Annotated in this window: 21 protein-coding genes; 18 read left to right on the top strand and 3 right to left on the bottom strand. The window is 69.8% G+C overall.

The genetic code is table 11. The annotated features are described in order from the left end of the window. From VGV13_08570 to VGV13_08530, 9 genes are all read left to right on the top strand, one after another. The coding region (locus tag VGV13_08570; GenBank protein ID HEV8641136.1) for a hypothetical protein at positions 1 to 876 on the top strand (876 nt) is incomplete at its 5' end. After that, positions 873 to 1,199 (top strand): gamma-butyrobetaine hydroxylase-like domain-containing protein, encoded by a 327-nt coding sequence (locus tag VGV13_08565; protein HEV8641135.1) that lies wholly within the window; start codon positions 873 to 875, stop codon positions 1,197 to 1,199. The genes VGV13_08570 and VGV13_08565, both read left to right, overlap by 4 nt. Next, positions 1,199 to 2,611: an MDR family MFS transporter gene (locus tag VGV13_08560; GenBank protein ID HEV8641134.1), complete on the top strand. Its 1,413-nt coding sequence runs from the start codon at positions 1,199 to 1,201 to the stop codon at positions 2,609 to 2,611. The genes VGV13_08565 and VGV13_08560 overlap by 1 nt, the downstream gene beginning before the upstream one ends. Before the next feature lies 1 nt (position 2,612). After that, the gene (locus VGV13_08555) at positions 2,613 to 3,122 is read left to right on the top strand and encodes a hypothetical protein (GenBank protein ID HEV8641133.1); all 510 of its coding nucleotides are present in this window, start codon (positions 2,613 to 2,615) and stop codon (positions 3,120 to 3,122) included. A 12-nt stretch (positions 3,123 to 3,134) separates the two neighbouring features. Then, entirely contained in the window at positions 3,135 to 3,320 is a 186-nt protein-coding gene (locus VGV13_08550; GenBank protein HEV8641132.1) for a carboxymuconolactone decarboxylase family protein, read from the top strand. Positions 3,321 to 3,475: 155 nt separating this feature from the next. Further along, on the top strand, positions 3,476 to 3,877 hold the full coding sequence (locus VGV13_08545; GenBank protein HEV8641131.1) for a PPOX class F420-dependent oxidoreductase: 402 nt from the start codon (positions 3,476 to 3,478) through the stop codon (positions 3,875 to 3,877). Positions 3,878 to 3,887: 10 nt separating this feature from the next. Then, entirely contained in the window at positions 3,888 to 5,891 is a 2,004-nt protein-coding gene (locus tag VGV13_08540; protein HEV8641130.1) for an ABC-F family ATP-binding cassette domain-containing protein, read from the top strand. Continuing rightward, a complete protein-coding gene (locus tag VGV13_08535; protein HEV8641129.1) occupies positions 5,884 to 6,189 on the top strand; it encodes an HNH endonuclease in 306 nt (101 codons plus the stop codon). Before VGV13_08540 ends, VGV13_08535 begins: the two co-directional genes overlap by 8 nt. Before the next feature lie 107 nt (positions 6,190 to 6,296). Further along, the gene (locus VGV13_08530; GenBank protein HEV8641128.1) at positions 6,297 to 6,611 is read left to right on the top strand and encodes a helix-hairpin-helix domain-containing protein; all 315 of its coding nucleotides are present in this window, start codon (positions 6,297 to 6,299) and stop codon (positions 6,609 to 6,611) included. A gap of 445 nt (positions 6,612 to 7,056) precedes the next feature. On the opposite strand, the gene VGV13_08525 is transcribed toward VGV13_08530, so the two are convergent. From VGV13_08525 to VGV13_08515, 3 genes are all read right to left on the bottom strand, one after another. Continuing rightward, a complete protein-coding gene (locus VGV13_08525; GenBank protein ID HEV8641127.1) occupies positions 7,057 to 7,257 on the bottom strand; it encodes a cold-shock protein in 201 nt (66 codons plus the stop codon). Positions 7,258 to 7,562: 305 nt separating this feature from the next. Further along, on the bottom strand, positions 7,563 to 7,763 hold the full coding sequence (locus VGV13_08520; protein ID HEV8641126.1) for a cold-shock protein: 201 nt from the start codon (positions 7,761 to 7,763) through the stop codon (positions 7,563 to 7,565). A gap of 200 nt (positions 7,764 to 7,963) precedes the next feature. Further along, positions 7,964 to 8,995, bottom strand: coding sequence for a hypothetical protein (locus VGV13_08515; protein HEV8641125.1), 1,032 nt, complete (start codon positions 8,993 to 8,995; stop codon positions 7,964 to 7,966). A 13-nt stretch (positions 8,996 to 9,008) separates the two neighbouring features. On the opposite strand from VGV13_08515, the gene leuD reads away from it, so the two are divergent. From leuD to VGV13_08470, 9 genes are all read left to right on the top strand, one after another. Beyond that, on the top strand, positions 9,009 to 9,413 hold the full coding sequence (leuD, locus tag VGV13_08510) for a 3-isopropylmalate dehydratase small subunit (GenBank protein HEV8641124.1): 405 nt from the start codon (positions 9,009 to 9,011) through the stop codon (positions 9,411 to 9,413). 174 nt (positions 9,414 to 9,587) lie between these two features. After that, positions 9,588 to 10,619, top strand: coding sequence for a rod shape-determining protein (locus VGV13_08505; GenBank protein HEV8641123.1), 1,032 nt, complete (start codon positions 9,588 to 9,590; stop codon positions 10,617 to 10,619). 30 nt (positions 10,620 to 10,649) lie between these two features. After that, on the top strand, positions 10,650 to 11,486 hold the full coding sequence (gene mreC / locus VGV13_08500; GenBank protein ID HEV8641122.1) for a rod shape-determining protein MreC: 837 nt from the start codon (positions 10,650 to 10,652) through the stop codon (positions 11,484 to 11,486). Positions 11,487 to 11,489: 3 nt separating this feature from the next. Then, entirely contained in the window at positions 11,490 to 11,978 is a 489-nt protein-coding gene (gene mreD, locus VGV13_08495) for a rod shape-determining protein MreD (protein HEV8641121.1), read from the top strand. Further along, positions 11,975 to 13,801 carry a penicillin-binding protein 2 gene (gene mrdA / locus VGV13_08490; protein HEV8641120.1) on the top strand — a complete coding sequence of 609 codons (1,827 nt, stop codon included), beginning with the start codon at positions 11,975 to 11,977 and terminating at the stop codon, positions 13,799 to 13,801. The genes mreD and mrdA overlap by 4 nt, the downstream gene beginning before the upstream one ends. Positions 13,802 to 13,978: 177 nt before the next feature. Then, complete coding sequence (gene rodA / locus VGV13_08485; GenBank protein HEV8641119.1) at positions 13,979 to 15,073, top strand: rod shape-determining protein RodA; 1,095 nt, start codon at positions 13,979 to 13,981, stop codon at positions 15,071 to 15,073. Between the two features lie 55 nt (positions 15,074 to 15,128). Continuing rightward, complete coding sequence (locus VGV13_08480) at positions 15,129 to 16,658, top strand: Rne/Rng family ribonuclease (GenBank protein ID HEV8641118.1); 1,530 nt, start codon at positions 15,129 to 15,131, stop codon at positions 16,656 to 16,658. A gap of 216 nt (positions 16,659 to 16,874) precedes the next feature. Next, entirely contained in the window at positions 16,875 to 17,930 is a 1,056-nt protein-coding gene (locus VGV13_08475; protein ID HEV8641117.1) for a methionine synthase, read from the top strand. Between the two features lie 4 nt (positions 17,931 to 17,934). Further along, positions 17,935 to 18,345 (top strand): hypothetical protein, encoded by a 411-nt coding sequence (locus tag VGV13_08470; GenBank protein HEV8641116.1) that lies wholly within the window; start codon positions 17,935 to 17,937, stop codon positions 18,343 to 18,345. Positions 18,346 to 18,374 lie beyond the last annotated feature (29 nt).

Here is an 18,374-nt window from a genome sequence, read left to right as displayed (position 1 = left end):
ACGCTGGCGCGCTATCGGCTGTGGGGCGAGGACCCGGCGAACCGAGTCACCGGCGACGTGTTCCGTCGCGTGCTGCGGCTCGATGGCCGGCTCATCCCCTACGAGGTTCGCTGGAGCGGCACCATCGACGACGCGCGGCTGGCGATCCGCGCGCCAAAAGTGCGGTCCGCGCGCGTCCAGGCGGCGATCGTGCGCGAGGTCCGATCCATTTTCGGCCTCGACTTCGACCTGGCCGGCTTCTACCGCCTCGCCAAGAGCGACCCGGCGCTGGCCGGGCTCGTCGAGCCGCTGCATGGCCTCCGGCCGACGCTGGCGCCGACAGCGCTGGAGATGCTGGTCGGCTCGATCACCGCCCAGCAGGTCAACCTGGCCTTCGCGTTCGCGCTGCGCGCTCGCCTGGTCCGCCGTTACGGGACGCCGGTGCCGATGGCCGGCCACACCGTCTACGCGTTTCCGGACGCTCCGACGCTGGCCCGGGCGCGCCGCGGCGAGCTGCGCGCGATGAAGTTCTCCGGGAGCAAGGCGGGGTACATCCTCGGCGTCGCGCGAGCGATCGCCTCCGGCCAGCTCGAGACCGAGGCGCTGGCGAACGCCACCGCCGCCGAGATCATCGAGCGCCTCATGGCGCTGCGTGGCCTCGGCCGCTGGTCGGCCGATTGGTTCCTCGCACGCTGTCTGGGGCGAGGCGAGGCGTGCCCGGCCGGCGACCTCGCCGTGGGCAAGGCGTTCAACCACTATTACGGACGGGGCCGCAGGCTGAGCGAGGCGGGCATCCGTCGCCGGGCCCGCGCCTGGGGACCCTATCAGAACCTCGCTATCCACTATCTCCTGGCCGGCATGCGCCTGAGCCGCCCGATGACGGGAGGAGGGGCGTGAACAAGAAGCTGATCCTGCCGCTGCTCGGTCAGCCCGATCCCAACGCCCCCAAGGACGTGCACCTGGTGGGCCGTTACGCGGTGGGCGTGACGTGGGGCGACAACCACGGCTCCATCTATCCGTTCGACAAGCTCCGGCGCGACTGCCCGTGCGGGGCCTGCGCCACCCTGGCGACGCTCACCGAGACCATGGCCTGGCCGACCGAGATCAAGAGGGCGGACGCCGGGCTCGGCGTCGTCTGGGCCGACGGACACCAGAGCCTCTACCCGTATCCCGAGCTGCGCGCGCTGTGCCGGTGCGCCGGCTGCACCGGCGGTCACTGATGGACGAGGTGCAGAAGCGGCGGGCGCTGCTCGCGATCATGCTGTCGATCTTCCTGGCGGCGATGGAGTCGACGGTCGTGGCCACCGCGATGCCGAAGGTCGTCGCCAGCCTCGGCGGCATTCACATCTACTCCTGGGTCTTCTCGGGCTTCCTGCTCACCTCGACGGTGACGATGCCGCTGTGGGGTCGGCTGTCCGACCTCTTCGGCCGGCGCTCCACCTATCTGGCGGGTCTGACGATCTTCCTCCTCGGCTCGGCGCTGTCGGGCACGTCGCAAAACATGGCGGAGCTGATCGCATTCCGCATGCTCCAGGGCCTGGGCGCCGGCTCACTCATGACGATCGGCATGACGATCGTCGGCGACCTCTTCGGCCTCGAGCGCCGCGCGAAGATGCAGGGCTACCTCTCGAGCGTCTGGGGCGTGGCGTCTCTGGTGGGCCCCTTGCTGGGCGGCTTGCTGACGGATTACGTCTCGTGGCGCTGGGTCTTTTACATCAACCTGCCGTTCGGCGCGCTGGGCATGATCCTCATCGCCACCGCGCTCGGCGAGGAGGGACGCCCCCGACGACGCCCGGCGATCGACTACGGCGGCCTCGCGCTCTTCGCCCTGAGCGTGTCCGCGTTGCTGCTCGGCGTCGTCGAGGCGGGGCGGGAGGGGGCGTGGACCCGGCCCGACGTCGTCGCGGCGCTGGCGGTCGGCGGGCTCGCGCTCGCCGCGTTCGTCGCCGTCGAACGGCGGGCGCGGGAGCCGATCGTGCCGCTCCGGCTGTTCGCCAACCGCATCGTGGCGGCCGCCGTCGTCACCGGCTTCCTGGCCGGCATGGCGATGTTCGGCGCCATCTCCTTCGTGCCGCTGTTCATGCAGGCGGTGGTGGGGACGTCGGCCACCCAGGCCGGCTTCGTGCTGACGCCGTTCGTGCTGGGATGGGTGGCCCTGTCGGTCCTGAGCGCGCGGCTCGTGCTGAAGATCGGGTACCGGACTGTCGTCACCGCGGGCATGGCGTGCCTGACGGGCGCCTTCCTGCTCCTCACCCGCTGGAACGTGGCGCTGACCCCGGGCGAGGCGATGCGCGACGTGCTGCTCGCCGGCGTCGGCATGGGGCTGAGCATGGTGCCGATGCTGATCGCCGTCCAGAGCTCGGTGCCCCGGACCGACCTCGGCATCGCCACCTCCATGACGCAGTTTTTTCGTGCGGTGGGCGGCGCGCTGGGGCTCAGCGTGATGGGGGCGGTGATGACCCGGCGCCTGGCGGCCGGGCTGGGGATGGAGGCGGCGTTGCACGGCGCCTTCGTCGTGGGACTGATCGTGTGCATCGCAGCGCTTGCGTCCGCGTTCCTGGTGCCGGCGGGCAATGCGCGCGACCTCGCGCGCGCCGACATGCGCGGCGAGCCCACCCGCGCGGGAGGATGACATGGCCGGTGACGTCCCGCTACTCGAGCGCCTGGCCCAGCTGCCGGCTATTCCCGCCACCGCGGCGGCGATCCTCATCGAGCGCCTGCCCCAGCCCCAGAAGGACCCCGTGCTGGGGCCGCTGTTCGGCGTGGACGAGGAGGGCGACGCCGTCGTCAACGCCCTGGTCCCGACGGTCCTCAACGAGTTCCAGGGCAAGCCGGACCTCACCTGTTACCAGGCGTTGCTGGAGGGGCTGACCGGCATCTGGAACGCCTCGGTCCGGGCGGCCGTGGTCGTTCGACTACGCGCCTCCGGCTTGCCGCCGGACGACCTCCTGCTGCGGCTCCAGAAGCTCTCGCCGACGCTCGGCTTCGCCAACGAGAAGGGCGGCGACTGGGCGCGCGAGTGGCTGGCGGATCCGTTCGCGCAGGACGCGCTGCTCGTCCAGCAGTGCGTCGTCCGGGTGCTCCTGGCGCTGCGCTCGCTGGCCGAGGCGCGGGCCATCGAGTTGACCACGAGCGCCGGCTGAAGGAGAGGCAGCATGCACATCCACGAACGCAAGTCGGAGAAGCGGCGGCTCAACGCCCTGATGCTGAAATCGCCGATGAAGGTCTATCCGGCGTTCGGCGAGCTGGGCCAGAAGGTCTTCGCCGACGGGGCGCTCAGCCGGAAGCACAAGGAGCTGACGGCCCTGGCGGTGGCGGTCTCGCAGAACTGCTTCGACTGAATCGATCATCGGGTCGAGGAGGTCCTCGACCAGGGCGCCACCGACGCGGAGATCGCCGAGACGCTGGACATCGGGCTCCTCATGGGCGGCACGCTGGCGGCCAAGTCCGTCCGCCACGCGTTCTCCGTCCTGGAGCAGCTCAAGGGAGGCAGGACATGAGTGGCAACGGAGATCTCGCGCGCTATCGCGACATCCTGGACAAGAAGGCGTTTGCGCATCTCGCCACGGTCGGGCGGGACGGCACACCCCAGGTCACCCCCGTCTGGGTCGACTTCGACGGCACCCACATCCGCTTCAACACCGCCCGCGGGCGCGTGAAGGACCGCAACCTCCAGCGCAATCCCCGGGTGGCGCTGGCGATCCAGGACCCGGACAATCCCTACCGTTACGTGCAGATTCGCGGGCGCGTCGCGGAGATGACCGAGCGGGGGGCCGATACGCACATCGACACCCTGGCCAAGAAGTACCTGGGGCAGGACAAGTATCCATACCGCCAACCCGGCGAGGCCCGGGTGATGGTGAAGATCCTGCCCGAGCGGGTGCAGGGCATGGGCTGAGAGCGCGCGGGTGCTCGTCCAGCTCGATTCCGTCTCGAAGGCCTACGGCGGACAGACGCTCTTCCGAGATCTGTCCTGGCGCATCACCGGCGGGGAGCGGATCGGGCTGGTCGGCCCCAACGGCGCCGGCAAGACGACGCTCTGTCGGATTCTCGCCGGGCTCGAGGAGCCCGACAGCGGTCGCGTGATCCGCGCGCGGGGGGCCGCGGTCGGCTACCTGCCCCAGGAGGTCGCGGCGAGCGGCCTGGGGTCGGTCCTCGGCGAGGCGCTGAGCGGCTTCGAGGACGTCTGGCGGCTCGAGCGCGAGATGGAGGAGGTCGCGGCCGCGCTGGAGGCGTCGCCCCGCCAGGCGCTGACCGCGCGCTATGGGGACCTCCAGCACCGGTTCGACGCCCTGGGCGGCTACCGCCTGGAGAGCGAAGCCCGCACCATCCTGAGCGGCCTCGGGTTCGGCGCGGCGGATCTCCACCGTCCCCTCGCCGAGCTCTCCGGCGGCTGGCGCATGCGGGCGGCGCTGGCGCGGCTGCTGCTCCTGCGGCCCGCCCTGCTGCTCCTGGACGAGCCCACGAACCATCTGGATCTGGAATCCCTCGCCTGGCTCGAGAACTTCCTGGCCGGGTACGACGGCACCGTCGTCGTCGTCGCCCACGATCGCTACTTCCTCAACCGCATGGTCTCCTCCATCGCCGACCTCGGCCCCGCGGGCCTCACGGTCTACCCGGGCAACTACGACGCCTTTGTCGTCGAGCGCCAGGCGCGGCGCGAGCTCCGGGAGGCCCAGGCTCGGAACCAGGCCAAGCGCGTGGCGGAGATTGAGCGCTTCATCGAGCGCTTCCGCTACCAGGCGACCCGGGCGCGCCAGGTGCAGAGCCGGGTCAAGATGCTCGCGCGCCTGGAGCGGATCGAGATCGAGGATCGGACGCGCCGGATCCGCGTGGTCTTCCCCGAGCCGCCCCGCACGGGGCGCCGGGTGGCCACGCTCTGCGGGATCCACAAGGCCTACGGCGACAACGTCGTGTACGCCGGGATCGACTTCGACATCGAGCGCGGCGACCGGGTGGCGCTGGTGGGCGTCAACGGCGCCGGCAAGTCGACCCTGCTCCGCATCCTGGCCGGTGTGCTGCCGTTCGAGCGGGGCGAGCGGACGCTGGGCGCGCACGTGGCCGTTCATTATTATGCCCAGCATCAAGTCGACGCGCTGAGTCCCGAGCGCACCGTGCTGGAGGAGCTGGAGGCGGTGGCGCCGGAGGCCGCGCACATGCGCCTCCGCGCGCTCCTGGGCGCATTTCTCTTCTCGGGCGACGCGGTGGACAAGAAGGTGAGCGTGCTGTCCGGCGGCGAGAAGGCCCGGCTGGCGCTGGCGAAGATGCTCGTCCGCCCGACGGCGCTCCTGTGCCTGGACGAGCCCACCAACCACCTGGACCTGGCCTCCCGCGAGGTGCTGGAGGACGCGCTGGCGGGCTTCAGCGGCACGATCGTCTTCATCTCGCACGATCGCTATTTCATCAACCGGATGGCGACCAAGATCGTCGAGATCGCCGGCGGGGCGCTTACGACGTACCTCGGGGACTACGACGACTACCTCGCGGCCAAGGCGCGCATGACTACCGAGGCCGCGGAGGGGCGGGGGGCCCTCCGGCCTTCGAAAGGCAACTCGTCCGGAGGGCCCCCCGCCCCTCCGCGCCCTCGGCGCCGCGGGCATCTCAACGCCGAGGCGGCGACGGAGTCCTCGGCGGTCGACGACGGCGACGCCCGCGATAGGACGAAGCATCGGCGGCGCGTCGACCCAGAGGTGCGGGAGCTGCGGAGGCGGCTGGAAGAGGTCGAAAGGCAGATCCACGCGCTGGAGGAACGGCTGCGCCAGCTCGGCGACACGCTCGGCGACCCGAACCTCTACGCCGACGGCGAGCGCGTGCGCGCCGTCGCCCTCGAGCGGAAGAGCGCCGAGGAGCAGGTGGCGTGGCTCATGCGCGAGTGGGAGGCGCTCTCCACGGAGCTGGCGGCGCATGAGTGAGTTCTACGCGCCCACCGATCCTGACGAGCTCAAGCGCGAGCGCGCGCGGGCGCGCGAGCTGCGCCAGAGCCAGTGGTGGAAGCGCCGCCTCGCCACGGGTATCTGCTACTACTGCCGCCGCCAGGTCGGCCCGCGCGCGCTGACCATGGATCACCTGGTGCCGCTCGGCCGGGGCGGGCGCAGCGCACGTGGCAACGTCGTCCCCGCCTGCAAGGACTGCAACACCCGAAAGAAGGCGCTGCTCCCCGTCGAGTGGGCCGAGTACATGAAGTCGCTCGAGCACGTCTCGGAAGACTGACGCTCTCTCCGTATCGAACATTGCACGTTGACGGACCGTTCGCGCGCCGTTTGAATGGCGTCGCTCGCGAGCATGGCGTCGTTCACTCAACACGCGGAGGAGTCCACATGATGCACGGATACAGGCTGTTCGTGGCGCTGATGATCGCTGTTCTCCTCACCCCGTTCCCGGCGCTGGGGGCGCAGCACTCCGGACCCCGCGCAGCGAGCGCCTCTGTCCCCGTCGGCGACAAGGTGAACGTCAACACCGCCGACGTCAAGGACCTGATGACGCTCAGCGGCGTCGGGCGCAAGGTCGCCGAGAAGATCGTCGAGTACCGGCAAGCCCACGGCCCGTTCAAGAAGCCGGAGGAGTTGCGGAAGGTCGAGGGCATCGGTGCCGCGCTCTGGGAACGCAACCGCGACCGCATCATCATCAAGTGAGGCGCGCCCGACTTTTTCTTTGGCTCGCCCGCGGGCTGCGGTAGGATTGAGGGCAAATCGATCGGAGCGTCAACAGCGCTCCTCAAGCGTCCCCGCCGACAATACCGCCGGCGGCTGACGTGGTCGAGCCTGGGGCCGGGAGTCGGCATCCGGTTCGAGGTCAGTGGGACTGGGCCCGCGTGGCGCCCTTGCCGAGATAGGAGGTGATCCAGCCGATGTGTACCCCTGCGGTGATCTGTGAGGTGGATGCCTCCTAGGCAGGTTCCACGCTAGCTCTAGGTGGAGCGCCTGGGAGACCAGGCACCACCGACCCCGACGATCCCGCCCCACCAGCGGGGCGACGCGCAGTCTCGATGGCAGAACGCGTCGCAGCCCTCGTCGGGGTTTTCTTTTCAAAAAAGGCCCGCCGGGGAAGCCCGGCGGGCCGGCGAAGTGGTCCGCGACGTCAGACCTTGCGGACGTTGGACGCTTGCAGCCCCTTGGGTCCCTTGGTCACCTCGAACTCCACCTTGTCGCCCTCACTCAGGCTCTTGAAACCTTGAGCCTGGATGGCGCTGTAGTGGACGAAGACGTCCTCGCCGCCCTCGACCTGGATGAAGCCGTAACCCTTCGCGTCGTTGAACCACTTCACCGTGCCTTGTGCCATACTCCCTTTCCTTTTTTGTGGAGCGGGCCTGGTCGCTCCGGTGATCCCGGCCCCCATGGCCGGGGCGTCCCGATGACTCGGGGACAACAAAAAACGCCGCGGGACCTGGGTCCGCGCGACGTCGTGCTCCTCAGACCTGAGCGACTCCTGCTGCCACTGGCCCGATCCTGCCCACCATGACTCGGGAACTCGGGAAACTTTACAACGGTGAAAAAAACTCTGTCAAGACGGTTGATCGGCGGGTGGGGAACCTTACGTGGTGAGCACCCGGGCCCGTTGGCGGGCCCGGGTGGGAACTGCAGGGGCTAGACCTTCCGGACGTTGGCCGCCTGAAGACCCTTTGGGCCGCGCGTCACCTCGAACTCGACAGTGTCGCCCTCCGCCAGGCTCTTGAAGCCGTTGCCCTGGATGGCACTGTAATGGACGAAGACGTCCTCACCGCCGTCCTGCGTGATGAACCCGTAGCCCTTCGCATCGTTGAACCACTTCACTCGACCTTGTGCCATACCGCTGACCTCTCCCTAGGGGTCTTCAGCCCCTGTGTGCTCCCACCGCGATGGTGGGGTTGCCGCCCACCATCGGGCGGCAAATAAAAACGCCGCGCGAACTGGATCCCGCGCGGCGTGTTTTTCGGTCACTGCTCAGCTCCCGAATAATCCGGTTTGAACCAGAACCAGCGTCAGTCTTACACGGACGGGGCGGCTCGTCAATCGAATTCTATGGGACGGGTGACCGGGCGCGAGCCGTTCTTGGTCCCCAGCCAGCCGGGGATTGCCACCGAGAACCTCCCGGCCGTCCCTCCGGCGACGATCACGTGGATCTCGTCGGGCGACGGGAACTTCGGGACGAGCGCGTCCGGATCGGGCGGCGTCTTGCCGTAGCGCAGGTTCGTCCCTTCGCCGTGGTCTTCCTGGGGGAGCAGCTCGCGGTAGGGCCGGCGGATCGTCTCGTAGAGATGGCGCGCCAGGTCGGCTTTGGTCCAGCCGTCGTCGGCGAAGGTGCGGGCGTGCTCCGGGCCGACCACGAGCAGCGTGTGGGAGTAGAGCGGGTAGTGCTTGCTGTTCCAGAGGCCGGCCATGGACCAGCCCAGCGAGCCGGCCAGCGCGCGCGCGGTACGGCTCGAGTGATCGGAGATGCCGTGCGGTGCCTCGCCGGCAAAGAGCGTCACCGCGCTCGTCCCGGGCCCGAGCCCCCGGTCGACGTGATAGGGCGGCCAGGGGCTCGCCTCCTCGTTTTCGCCGACGCAGTAGGTGTAGCGGCCCGGGTGGCCGAAGGTGGACATCGAGGTCTCGCCGGGCCGGGCGCCGCCGATGTTGATCATGAGCAGGCGCAGCGCACGCCCGATTGTCGCGTTGGCCCGCCAGCCGGGACCGAAGACGCCGAAGCCGCTGTTGACGCCGATACGCGCTCGGATCGGGCCGTTGACGATGATCAGCGGGGCCGAGAAGTGCGTCGAGCTGGCGACGCCGTGCAGGTTGAAGGCGGGATCGCAGGCGCATTCGGCGGCGGCCACGACGATCGGCAGATACTCGGGCCGGCAGCCGGCCATGACGGCGTTGATCGCGACCTTCTCGACCGTGAGCCGTCCGTAATTCGGCGGCATCTCGCCCAGCAGCTCCCGGGGCTGGCGCCGGCTGGCGGCCAGCATCCGCTCGACCCGGGCCCGCGTCGGCGGCACGACGGGCAGGCCGTCGGTGACGCCCTTGTCGAACCACGCCTCGAACTCGTCGGTTGTCACGGCAGCGGCGGCAATGCTATACCTGAGCACCCGTTTTCGGCCAGAGCGTGATCCACCCCGCGCGGGAGACCGACATCATCGTGGGGGGAGGAACTTCGGCTGCGGCTCCTCGCGGGAGACGGCGCCCGCGGGACTTCACGCGTTCGGCATCGGGGCCGTCATCGCCGCCACCTTCGGGCGGATCTTCTTGCGAAACGCCATCAACATCGGCCTGCCTATCCTGGAATCTCCCGAGGCGGCGCGGGAGGTCCGGACCGGCGACCAGGTGACGGTTGATGTCACCACGGGTGCCATCGTGGACGTAACTACCGGTAGAACCTACCGGGCGGCCCCCTTCCCGCCCCTGCTCCAGGCGCTGATCGCCGAGGGCGGGCTGATCCTCTATGTCCGTCGCCGGCTTGGAGTCGAAACTGCCTGAAAAACTTTTCCTTTTCTCGGTAGGACAGCCGGAAAGAACCCGACGGGGATGCCCTAAACGCCCGTCAAACTTGGCATTTTCTCAGACTCTGGCATAGACTGTGCTAGTGTAGGCGCGGGCTCCCAAGGGGGAGCTCGGTCGGTTCTGACAACGCGCACCGCGGACGGAGAGCTGATGCTCTACAACCTGCTGGCCGGGATGTTCTCGAACGATCTCGCCGTCGACCTCGGTACCGCCAACACGCTGGTGTACGTGCGCGGGGAAGGCATCGTCCTCAACGAACCCTCGATCGTCGCCATCCACCAGGCCGATCACTCGGTGCTCGCCGTCGGGCACGAGGCGAAGGCGATGTTGGGGCGCACGCCCGGCAACATCATCGCCATTCGCCCGCTGAAGGACGGCGTCATCGCCGACTTCGACGTCACCGAGAAGATGCTGCACTACTTCATCAACAAGGTGCACCGGCGCCGGACGCTGGTGCGCCCGCGCATCGTCATCGGCGTGCCGTCGGGGATCACGCAGGTGGAAAAGCGCGCGGTCCGCGACTCCGCGATGCAGGCGGGGGCGCGCGAGGTGTACCTCATCGAGGAGCCGATGGCGGCGGCGATCGGCGCCGGGCTGCCCATCCAGGAGCCGGGCGGGAACATGATCGTCGACATCGGTGGCGGGACGACCGAGGTGGCGGTGATCTCGCTGAGCGGTATCGTCTACTCGAAGTCCGTGCGCATCGCCGGTGACGAGATGGACGAGGCGATCGTGCAGTACATCAAGAAGCACTATAACTTGTTGGTGGGCGAGCGGCGGGCCGAGGAGATCAAGATCAACCTGGGCTCGGCCTACCCCATGGGGGGCGAGCGCCGAACGATGGAGGTCAAGGGGCGCGACCTCATCGACGGCATCCCCAAGACGATCGTCATCACCGACGAGGAGATCCGGGAAGCGCTGCGCGAGCCGGTGATGACTATCGTGGAAACGGTGCGCACGTGCCTGGAGCGGACGCCGCCCGAGCTGGCCGCCGACATCGTGGACAAGGGCATCGTGATCACCGGCGGCGGCGCGTTGCTCCGCGGCCTGGATCACCTGTTGCGACAGGAGACGAATCTTCCGGTCACGCCCGGCGACGACCCGCTGTCGTGCGTCGCGCTGGGCACCGGAAAGGTGCTCGATGAGCTCGATCTCTTGAAAAAGGTGGCGATCCCCGCCTAGCGCGGTTGTCGCGTTCTGGAGGTCGCAGGTGTGAAGACTCGCACGCTGGCCCTGCTTGGTTCGGTGATCGTGGTCTGTCTCGTTCTCCTGACCATCCAGACCCGCGGCCACGCCTCCCGGACCGCCGACCTCCTGGCCCTGGTCACCACGCCGGTCCAGAAGGGCCTGGCGGTCGTCCATCGCGGGGCCTTCGGGTTCTGGTCCACTTACGTCGATTGGAAGAACGTGCGCGGCGAGAACCGCCGCCTGCGGGAGGAGATTCAGCGGCTGCGCGTCGAGGCCCTGGCGGTGACGGAGACAGCGGAAGAAAACCGCCGGCTACGCCGCCTGCTCGACCTGCGCGCGCGCCTGCCGCTCGAGACGCTGCCGGGCGAGATCATCGCCCGCGAGTGGGGCGGCTGGGTGCGCTCGCTGACGGTCAACCGCGGCCGCGCCGACGACGTTCGGCGGCTGACCGCCGTCATCTCGCCCGACGGACTGGTGGGACGGGTGGTGGACGTGCGGCCGGGCGCGTCGGTGGTGCAGGTGCTCACCGATCCGGCGTCCACCGTGGGCGCCCACCTGCTGCGCACCCGCGCGCCCGGGATCGTCGAGGGTGAGCCGCGCGGCACCATCCGCTTCAAGTACATGGCGCGCGACGGCGCCGGGCTGCAGGTCGGCGATCTCGTCGTCACGTCAGGGCAGGGCGGCATGTTCCCGCGCGGCATCCCCATCGGCCGGGTGCGCGCCATCGACGACCGCGGCGCGGCCCTCTTCAGTTACGCGCACCTCACACCGGTGGTCGACTTCGCCCGCATCGACGAGGTCCTCCTGGTGACGGGCGACCGCATGCAGGACATGACCGCCTACTTCCCCCGGGGCGGCTAGCTCATGCGGGGGCTCCTGGCGCTGACGGTCTTCGGCGGCGGCATCGCCCATGCCACGCTGGCCCCGGCGCTCCGCATCGCCGACGTCGCGCCCGACATCCCGCTCATCGTCGTCGTGCTGCTCGCGCTGAGGCGCGGACCGGAGTTCGGCTGCGTCGGCGGCTTCGCGGCCGGGCTGCTGCAGGACGCCGCCGGCGGGGGGCTGATCGGCGTCCAGGCGCTCACCAAGGCCCTGGTCGGGTTCGGTATCGGCACGCTGGGGGCGCGACTGCGCGTCACCCAGCCGCTCGTGCAGGTGCCCGGCCTGGTGTTCCTGAGCGTGGCCGAGGGGCTCGTCCGCTTCGCGCTGCTCAAGCTCTTCCACTTTCCGGCGCCGTTCGTCGAGCTGATGTCCTATGTCGTGCTCCCCCAGGCCCTCTACAACGGCTTCCTGGGGGCGGCCCTCGTCCTGGCCCTGGCCTGGACGGAAGCGCGCCAGCGAGACGCCTCGTGAGACGCTTCGGCCTGAGCCAGGGCTGGCGGTCACTCCCCGAGGGCCGCGATGCCGGCAAGAAGCGGGTGACCGCGGTGGCCGCCGCCGTCGTGGTGGCCTTAGTCGTGGTCGTCGGCCAGCTCTGGTACCTGCAGGTGCTCGAGGGCGGATACTTCCTCGATGCCTCGGACAAGAACCGCATCCGCATCCGGCCGGTCGCCGCCCCCCGCGGCATCCTCTTCGACCGCAACGGCGTGCCGCTGGTGGACAACCGGCCGACCTTCACGCTGTCGCTCATCCCCCGCGAGCTGCCCCGCGACGAGCAGGGCCGTGACGCCGTGCTGGGCCGGGTGGCCGCGCTGCTGCGAATTCCGTACGCGGAGCTGGCAGAGTCGGTCGCGCGGGTGTCCCTGGACTCGTTCCTGCCCGTGCGCGTGCGCCGGGGGCTCAGGCTCGAGGACATGGCGAAGGTGGAGGAGTGGAAGCTCGAGCTGCCCGGCGTCATCGTCGAGGTGGAGCCGCAGCGCACGTACCCGTCGAGCCGCTTCGCCGCGCACCTCCTGGGCTACGTCCGGGAGGCCAACGACGAGCAGCTCAAGCAGGGCCGCTACCGGCGCGGGGACATGGTGGGTCAAAGCGGGCTCGAGCGACTGCTCGACGAGTTCCTGCGCGGGCGCGACGGCGGCGAGCGGATCGAGGTCGACGCGATGGGCCGCCCCGTCCGGGTCGTCCAGCAAACCGAGCCCAACCCGGGCGCCCAGGTCGTGACCACCGTGGACCGCCGCATCCAGGAAGCGGCCGAGCAGGCCATGGAGGGGCGAGCCGGCGCCGCCGTCGTCATGGATCCGCGGAGCGGGGACGTGCTGGCCATGGTCTCCACGCCCGCGTTCGAGATCGACCGGTTCACGGGTACGATCGATCGAGCCGCCTGGCTCAAGGTGGTCCAGCACCCCGAGCATCCGCTGCTGAACCGTACCATCCAGAGCCAGTACGCGCCCGGCTCCGTCTTCAAGCTCGTGGTCACCGCGGCCGGGCTACAGGAAGGGACGCTGACGCCGCTCGACCGCGTGCAGTGCTCGGGCGAGTTCCAGCTCGGCAACCGGACGTTCAAGGACTGGAAGGTGGACGGCCACGGCACCGTCGACCTCCGCCGGGCGATCGCCCACTCCTGCAACATCTTCTTCTACCAGGCCGGGCTCAAGGTGGGCGGCACCGCCATGGCCAAGTACGCGCGCGCGTTCGGCTTCGGGCAGGCGACCGGCATCGATCTCGCCGGCGAGAAGTTCGGGCTCGTTCCCCAGGCCCGGTCCAAGCGCGGGCGCGACCAGTGGCAGGCGGGCGACGTCGTGAACCTCTCGATCGGGCAGGGGCCGGTCCTGGTCACGCCGCTCCAGGTGGCGAAGTTCATGGCCGCCATCGCCAACGGCGGCGTACTGTGGAAGCCGCGCCTGGTGCAGCGTATCGAGCGGCGGGAGCGCGGGATCGTCTGGAGCGATCCGGGCAGGGTGACCGGACACGTCGAGCTCTCGCCGCTGGTCTGGGCCTACCTGCGCCAGAGCCTGCTGGCGGTCGTGAACGAGGGCACCGGAGTCGAGGCGCGGATTCCCGGCCTCGACATCGCGGGCAAGACCGGCACGGCTCAGATGATCGCCAACTCTAGGGCGGACCGAGGCCAGGACCACGCGTGGTTCGCGGCCTTCGCGCCGGTCCGGGACCCCGAGGTCGTGGTGGTCGTGCTCGTGGAGCGCGGCGGCCGGGGCGGACAGGTGGCGGCGCCGGTCGTGCGCAAGATCCTCAACGCGATCTTCTTCGAGAAAGTCGCCGCCGTGGAAATCGCCGGATGATCGGGGTCGTGCGAGCCGCAGGGCGGCCAGGGGCTGGGGCCCCTGCGCCCGAGGCGAGCCGGGGATGGGTCGTGCGAGCCGCAGGGCGGCCAGGGGCTGGGGTGCCTGCGCCCGAGGCGAGCGAACCTAGAGAATCCCGCCCGTCCGAGGCGAGCCAATGATCGGAGAGGCGGGCCTGTGATCGTCGGCATCGATCGCCGGCTGCTCCAGAACGTCGACTGGCCGCTCCTGGGCGTCGCGCTCGGGCTGATCGCGCTGAGCCTGACCACGCTGACGAGCCTCAACGTCGGACGCGCCGGAAGCGGGCTCGTGCTCCGGCAGCTCGCCTGGGTCGGCCTGGGGGCCCTGGCCCTCGTCGTCGTCGCCAGCCTGGATTACCGCAGGCTCGTGCGGATGGGGCCGGCCCTCTACGTCCTGGGGCTGGGCGCCCTGGGCGCCGTGTTGCTCCTGGGACGTACCGTGTCGGGCGCGCGCCGCTGGATCATCGTCGGCCCGCTCTCCATGCAGCCGTCCGAGATCTTCAAGCTCTGCTTCCTGTTGATGCTCGTGTGGCTGCTCACGGCGCGCTGGGCTCAACCGATCACCCTGATCATCGTCTCACTGCTGCTTCCGATCGTCGCCGTGCCGTTCGTGCTGATCGTCAGACAGCCCGACCTGGGCACGGCGCTGCTGCTCTGGCCCCTGCTGATCGCCCTGCTCGTCGGCGCCGGGGTGCGATTGCGGCTGCTCGGAGGCCTGGCGCTCGCCGGGTTCGCCGCGCTGCCCGTAGCCTGGCTGGCGCTGAAGGACTATCAGCGGGAACGAATCATGGTGTACCTGGATCCGTTCCGCGATCCCCTGGGGAGCGCGTACAACGTGATCCAGGCCAAGATCGCCATCGGGTCGGGTCAGCTCCTCGGGAAGGGCATCGCCGGCGCCACGCAGAGCCGGCTGGCCTTCCTGCCGGAGCGCCACACGGACTTCATTTTCGCCGTATTCGCCGAGATGTGGGGGTTCGTCGGGTGTCTCGTGCTGCTGCTGGGCTATGCGTTGCTCCTCTTGCGGGGCTTCGACATCGCTGCGGCGGCGCGCGACTCCGTCGGACGACTCGTCGCGCTGGGCGCGACGAGCCTGCTGGCGGCCCAGATTCTCATCAACGTGGGGATGGTAACCGGCCTCCTGCCTGTCGTCGGGATCCCGCTGCCCTTTATGAGTTACGGCGGGTCCTCGATGCTCGTCTCCATGATGGCCCTCGGGCTTCTCCTCTCGGTCCGGATGCGGCAGTTCCAATGAGGCATGGCGCGCGGTCGACGAGATCCGCGATCCGCCGTGCCGGCGAGGTGCTGCCGTGGACAAGCGTATTCTGGTCAACGCCGGGTTCACCGAGACTCGCGTGGCGGTGCTGGAGGGAGCCCTCCTCACCGAGCTCTATCTCGAGCGGCACGCGCGCCGCTCGATCGTCGGGAGCGTTTATAAGGGTGTCGTGACGAACGTCCTGCCGGGCATGCAGGCGGCGTTCGTCGACATCGGCCTCCCCAAGGACGCCTTCCTCTACGCCGGCGACTACACGGCCAACCTCGGCGACTACGCCCGCGAGATGCTGGGCGGCAGCGAGGAGGACGCCGACGTCGCCGACGTCGACCTCGACGAGGTCGAGCCCAAGCGCGAGGCGCGGGCCCCCATCGAAGAGGTGTTGCGGAAGGGGCAGGAAGTCCTGGTCCAGGTCGCCAAGGAATCGCTGGGCACCAAGGGCGCTCGGGTCACGGCGTTCGCCTCGCTGCCCGGCCGGTATCTCGTGTACATGCCGCACGCGCGGCATATCGGCGTGTCGCGCCGCATTCGCGACGAGCACGAGCGCGACCGGCTGCGCGCGCTCCTGCGCAGCCTGAACCCTCCCCCGGGCGGGTTCATCGTCCGCACCAACGCGGCAGGGCGGGGCGAGGCGGAATTCGCCGCCGACGTGGAGTTCCTGGGCCGCCTCTGGTCGCAGATCCAGACGCGCTACGAGCAAGCGACGGCCCCGGCGGTCCTGCACGAGGAGATGGACCTGACCTTTCGCGTGGTGCGCGACCTGATGTCGCCCGACGTCGACCAGTTCCTGGTCGACAGCCGCGAGGTCTACGACAAGTGCCAGGGCGACGTCCAGGCGCTGGTGCCGGCCCTGGCCGAGCGCGTGAAACTGCACGAGGGGCGGGTGCCGCTCTTCGAGGCGTTCGGGGTCGAAAAGGAGATCGAAAAGGCGCTGCGCCGCCGCGTGTGGCTCAAGTCCGGCGGCTACATCGTCATCGACCACACCGAGGCGCTGGTGTCGATCGACGTCAACACCGGCAAGTACGTCGGTAAGCGCGACTTCGAGCAGACCGTGCTGAAGATCAACCTGGAAGCGGTCGGCGAGACCGTCCGCCAGATCCGCCTGCGCGACCTCGGCGGCCTGATCATCATCGACTTCATCGACATGGAGGTGCCCGAGCACCGCGAGCAGGTGTACCGCGCGCTCACGCGGGCGCTGGCCGAGGACAAGGCGCGGACCAACGTGCTGGAGATCTCCGAGCTGGGCCTGGTGGAGATGACGCGCAAGCGCGTGCGCCAGGACCTCCGGTCGCTGCTCACCGTGCCGTGCCCGGCCTGCAAGGGGGCCGGCGTGACCAAGTCCGACGCCACGCTGGCCGCCGAGATCTTCCGGGCGATGCCGGCCAAGGTCGCCGAGTCGGGGGCGCGCGAGATCGTGGTGCGCGTCCACCCCGAGCTGGCTGCCTACCTCGAAGGCGACGCCCGCGACGCCCTCCAGCGGGTAGCCCGGGCACTCGACGTGAAGGTCACGATCCAGCCGGCCACCGGCCGCGCCAGCCGCGAAGAGTACGAGATCCACGTGCGCTGAGCGGTGTACGGGAGCGAGGCGGGGGCCACTCCAAGACCACGCTATCCACGATGCGTTGCCCACGCGCCTCCTACGCGGCCGCTCCCTCGACCCCCAGAAGCTACGGGTCTTGGAATGGCCCCCGCCTCACTCCCATACGACGTTCGCACACGTGGATCGGGAGCGCATCGCGGGGGGCGGCCATGGCGGCCGGGGCCGTGGTAGCATCCGGCCAGCATGGCCCGGGAGCTGCCACTGCTGCCGACGACGGTGGTCGGGTCGCACGCCCTGCCCTCGTGGCTCTATCTCGTCCGCGAGGCCACGGACGCCAACCGGCTCGGCCCGACCGACATCCAGGAAGCCTATGACGACGCCGTCCGGATCGCTATCCGCGATCAGATCGAGGCGGGCGTGGACGTCATCTCCGACGGCGAGATGCGTCGCGTCACCTTCATCCGCGGTTTCTACAGCCGCCTGACCGGCCTCGAGCCTCTCGCCGTTCCGCGCCGCCTGGGCCCGGCCAACTACGACTCTCACTGCCCGTACCAGGTTGTGGGGCGCATCGAGGCGCCGGCAGGCCTGGGAATCGTCGACGAGTTCCGGTTCGCGTGCGCCCACGCCGACCGCCCCCTGCGCGTGGCGGTGCCGGGGCCCCTGACGCTGCTGATGCCGCTCAGGCGCGGTGGACCCTACGCGTCCGAGGAGACGCTGGTGGCCGATCTCGTCGCCATCGTCCGCCGCGAGGTCCGGAGTCTGGTCGAGGCCGGCTGCGACTTTATCCAGATCGACGAGCCGAACTACGTGATGAGCGCCGGCAAGCACCGCATCGTCAGGGCCGGGCCCGGCCCCATGCTGGAGGCGTTGCGGGAGGTGGTGCAGGGCGTGTCGGCCAAGCTCGCCCTCCACGTGTGCTTCGGCAACGCCCACAACAACTCCTTCGCGACCCCCCGGCACTACAGCACGCTCTACCCGCAGATCGTCGACGCCCCCGTGCAGCAGTTCGTCTTCGAGTACGCCAACCGTGAGATGGCGGAGATCGAGCTGTGGAGCGTGCACCCGACGGACAAGGAGGTCGCCGTGGGGGTCGTCGACGTGAAGGCCTTTCGCATCGAGTCGCCCGAGGAGGTCGCCGCCCGCGCCCGCCTGGCGCTCAAGCACGTCCCGGCCGAGCGGTTGTGGCTGGCCCCCGACTGCGGGCTCTGGGAGACGCCGCGATGGGTGGCCGTCTCCAAGCTGCGTTCGATGGTGGAAGCCGCCCGCCTGCTGCGCCGCGAGCTCAGCGGCAAGCCCTGAACACGTGAGCTCCCCGCCCTCCCGGCTGTCGAGAGGCAGGATCCTCGGCGAACTCCGCGCCGCCGCCAAGAAGGGCGACCGCGCCGCGCTGACGCTGGCCGTCGACCAGATGCGGACGCTGGCCCTCTCCCCGCGCTACTGGGAGAAGTACCTCATCCTCCTGCGCAGCCCGCTGGCCCGCCTGGTCGACCTGCTGGTGATCAAGCAGGGCGACCGTATCGCCCACCAGAAGGGCTGGAAGAAGCTCGGAGGGGGGCGTCGCCCCCCGTCCTCGTCGGAGGGGGCCTCGGCGGCCCCCTCCGAGGCCTCCCCCAGGAAGGGGTTGCGCCGGCGGAGCCGGCGCTCGAAGGGGCGGCCGCGCCGGCCCCGCGCCGCCAACTCCGCCGCCGAGCAGCAGCTGCTCTTCGAGCTCTGAGCCGGCGCCGACGGGAGCTTGACCGGGCC

The organism is Candidatus Methylomirabilota bacterium (assembly GCA_036001065.1).
GTDB lineage: Bacteria > Methylomirabilota > Methylomirabilia > Rokubacteriales > CSP1-6 > MNEF01.
The sequence above is the reverse complement of the archived record's forward strand: the minus strand, read 5'-3'. Positions and strand labels throughout refer to the sequence as shown.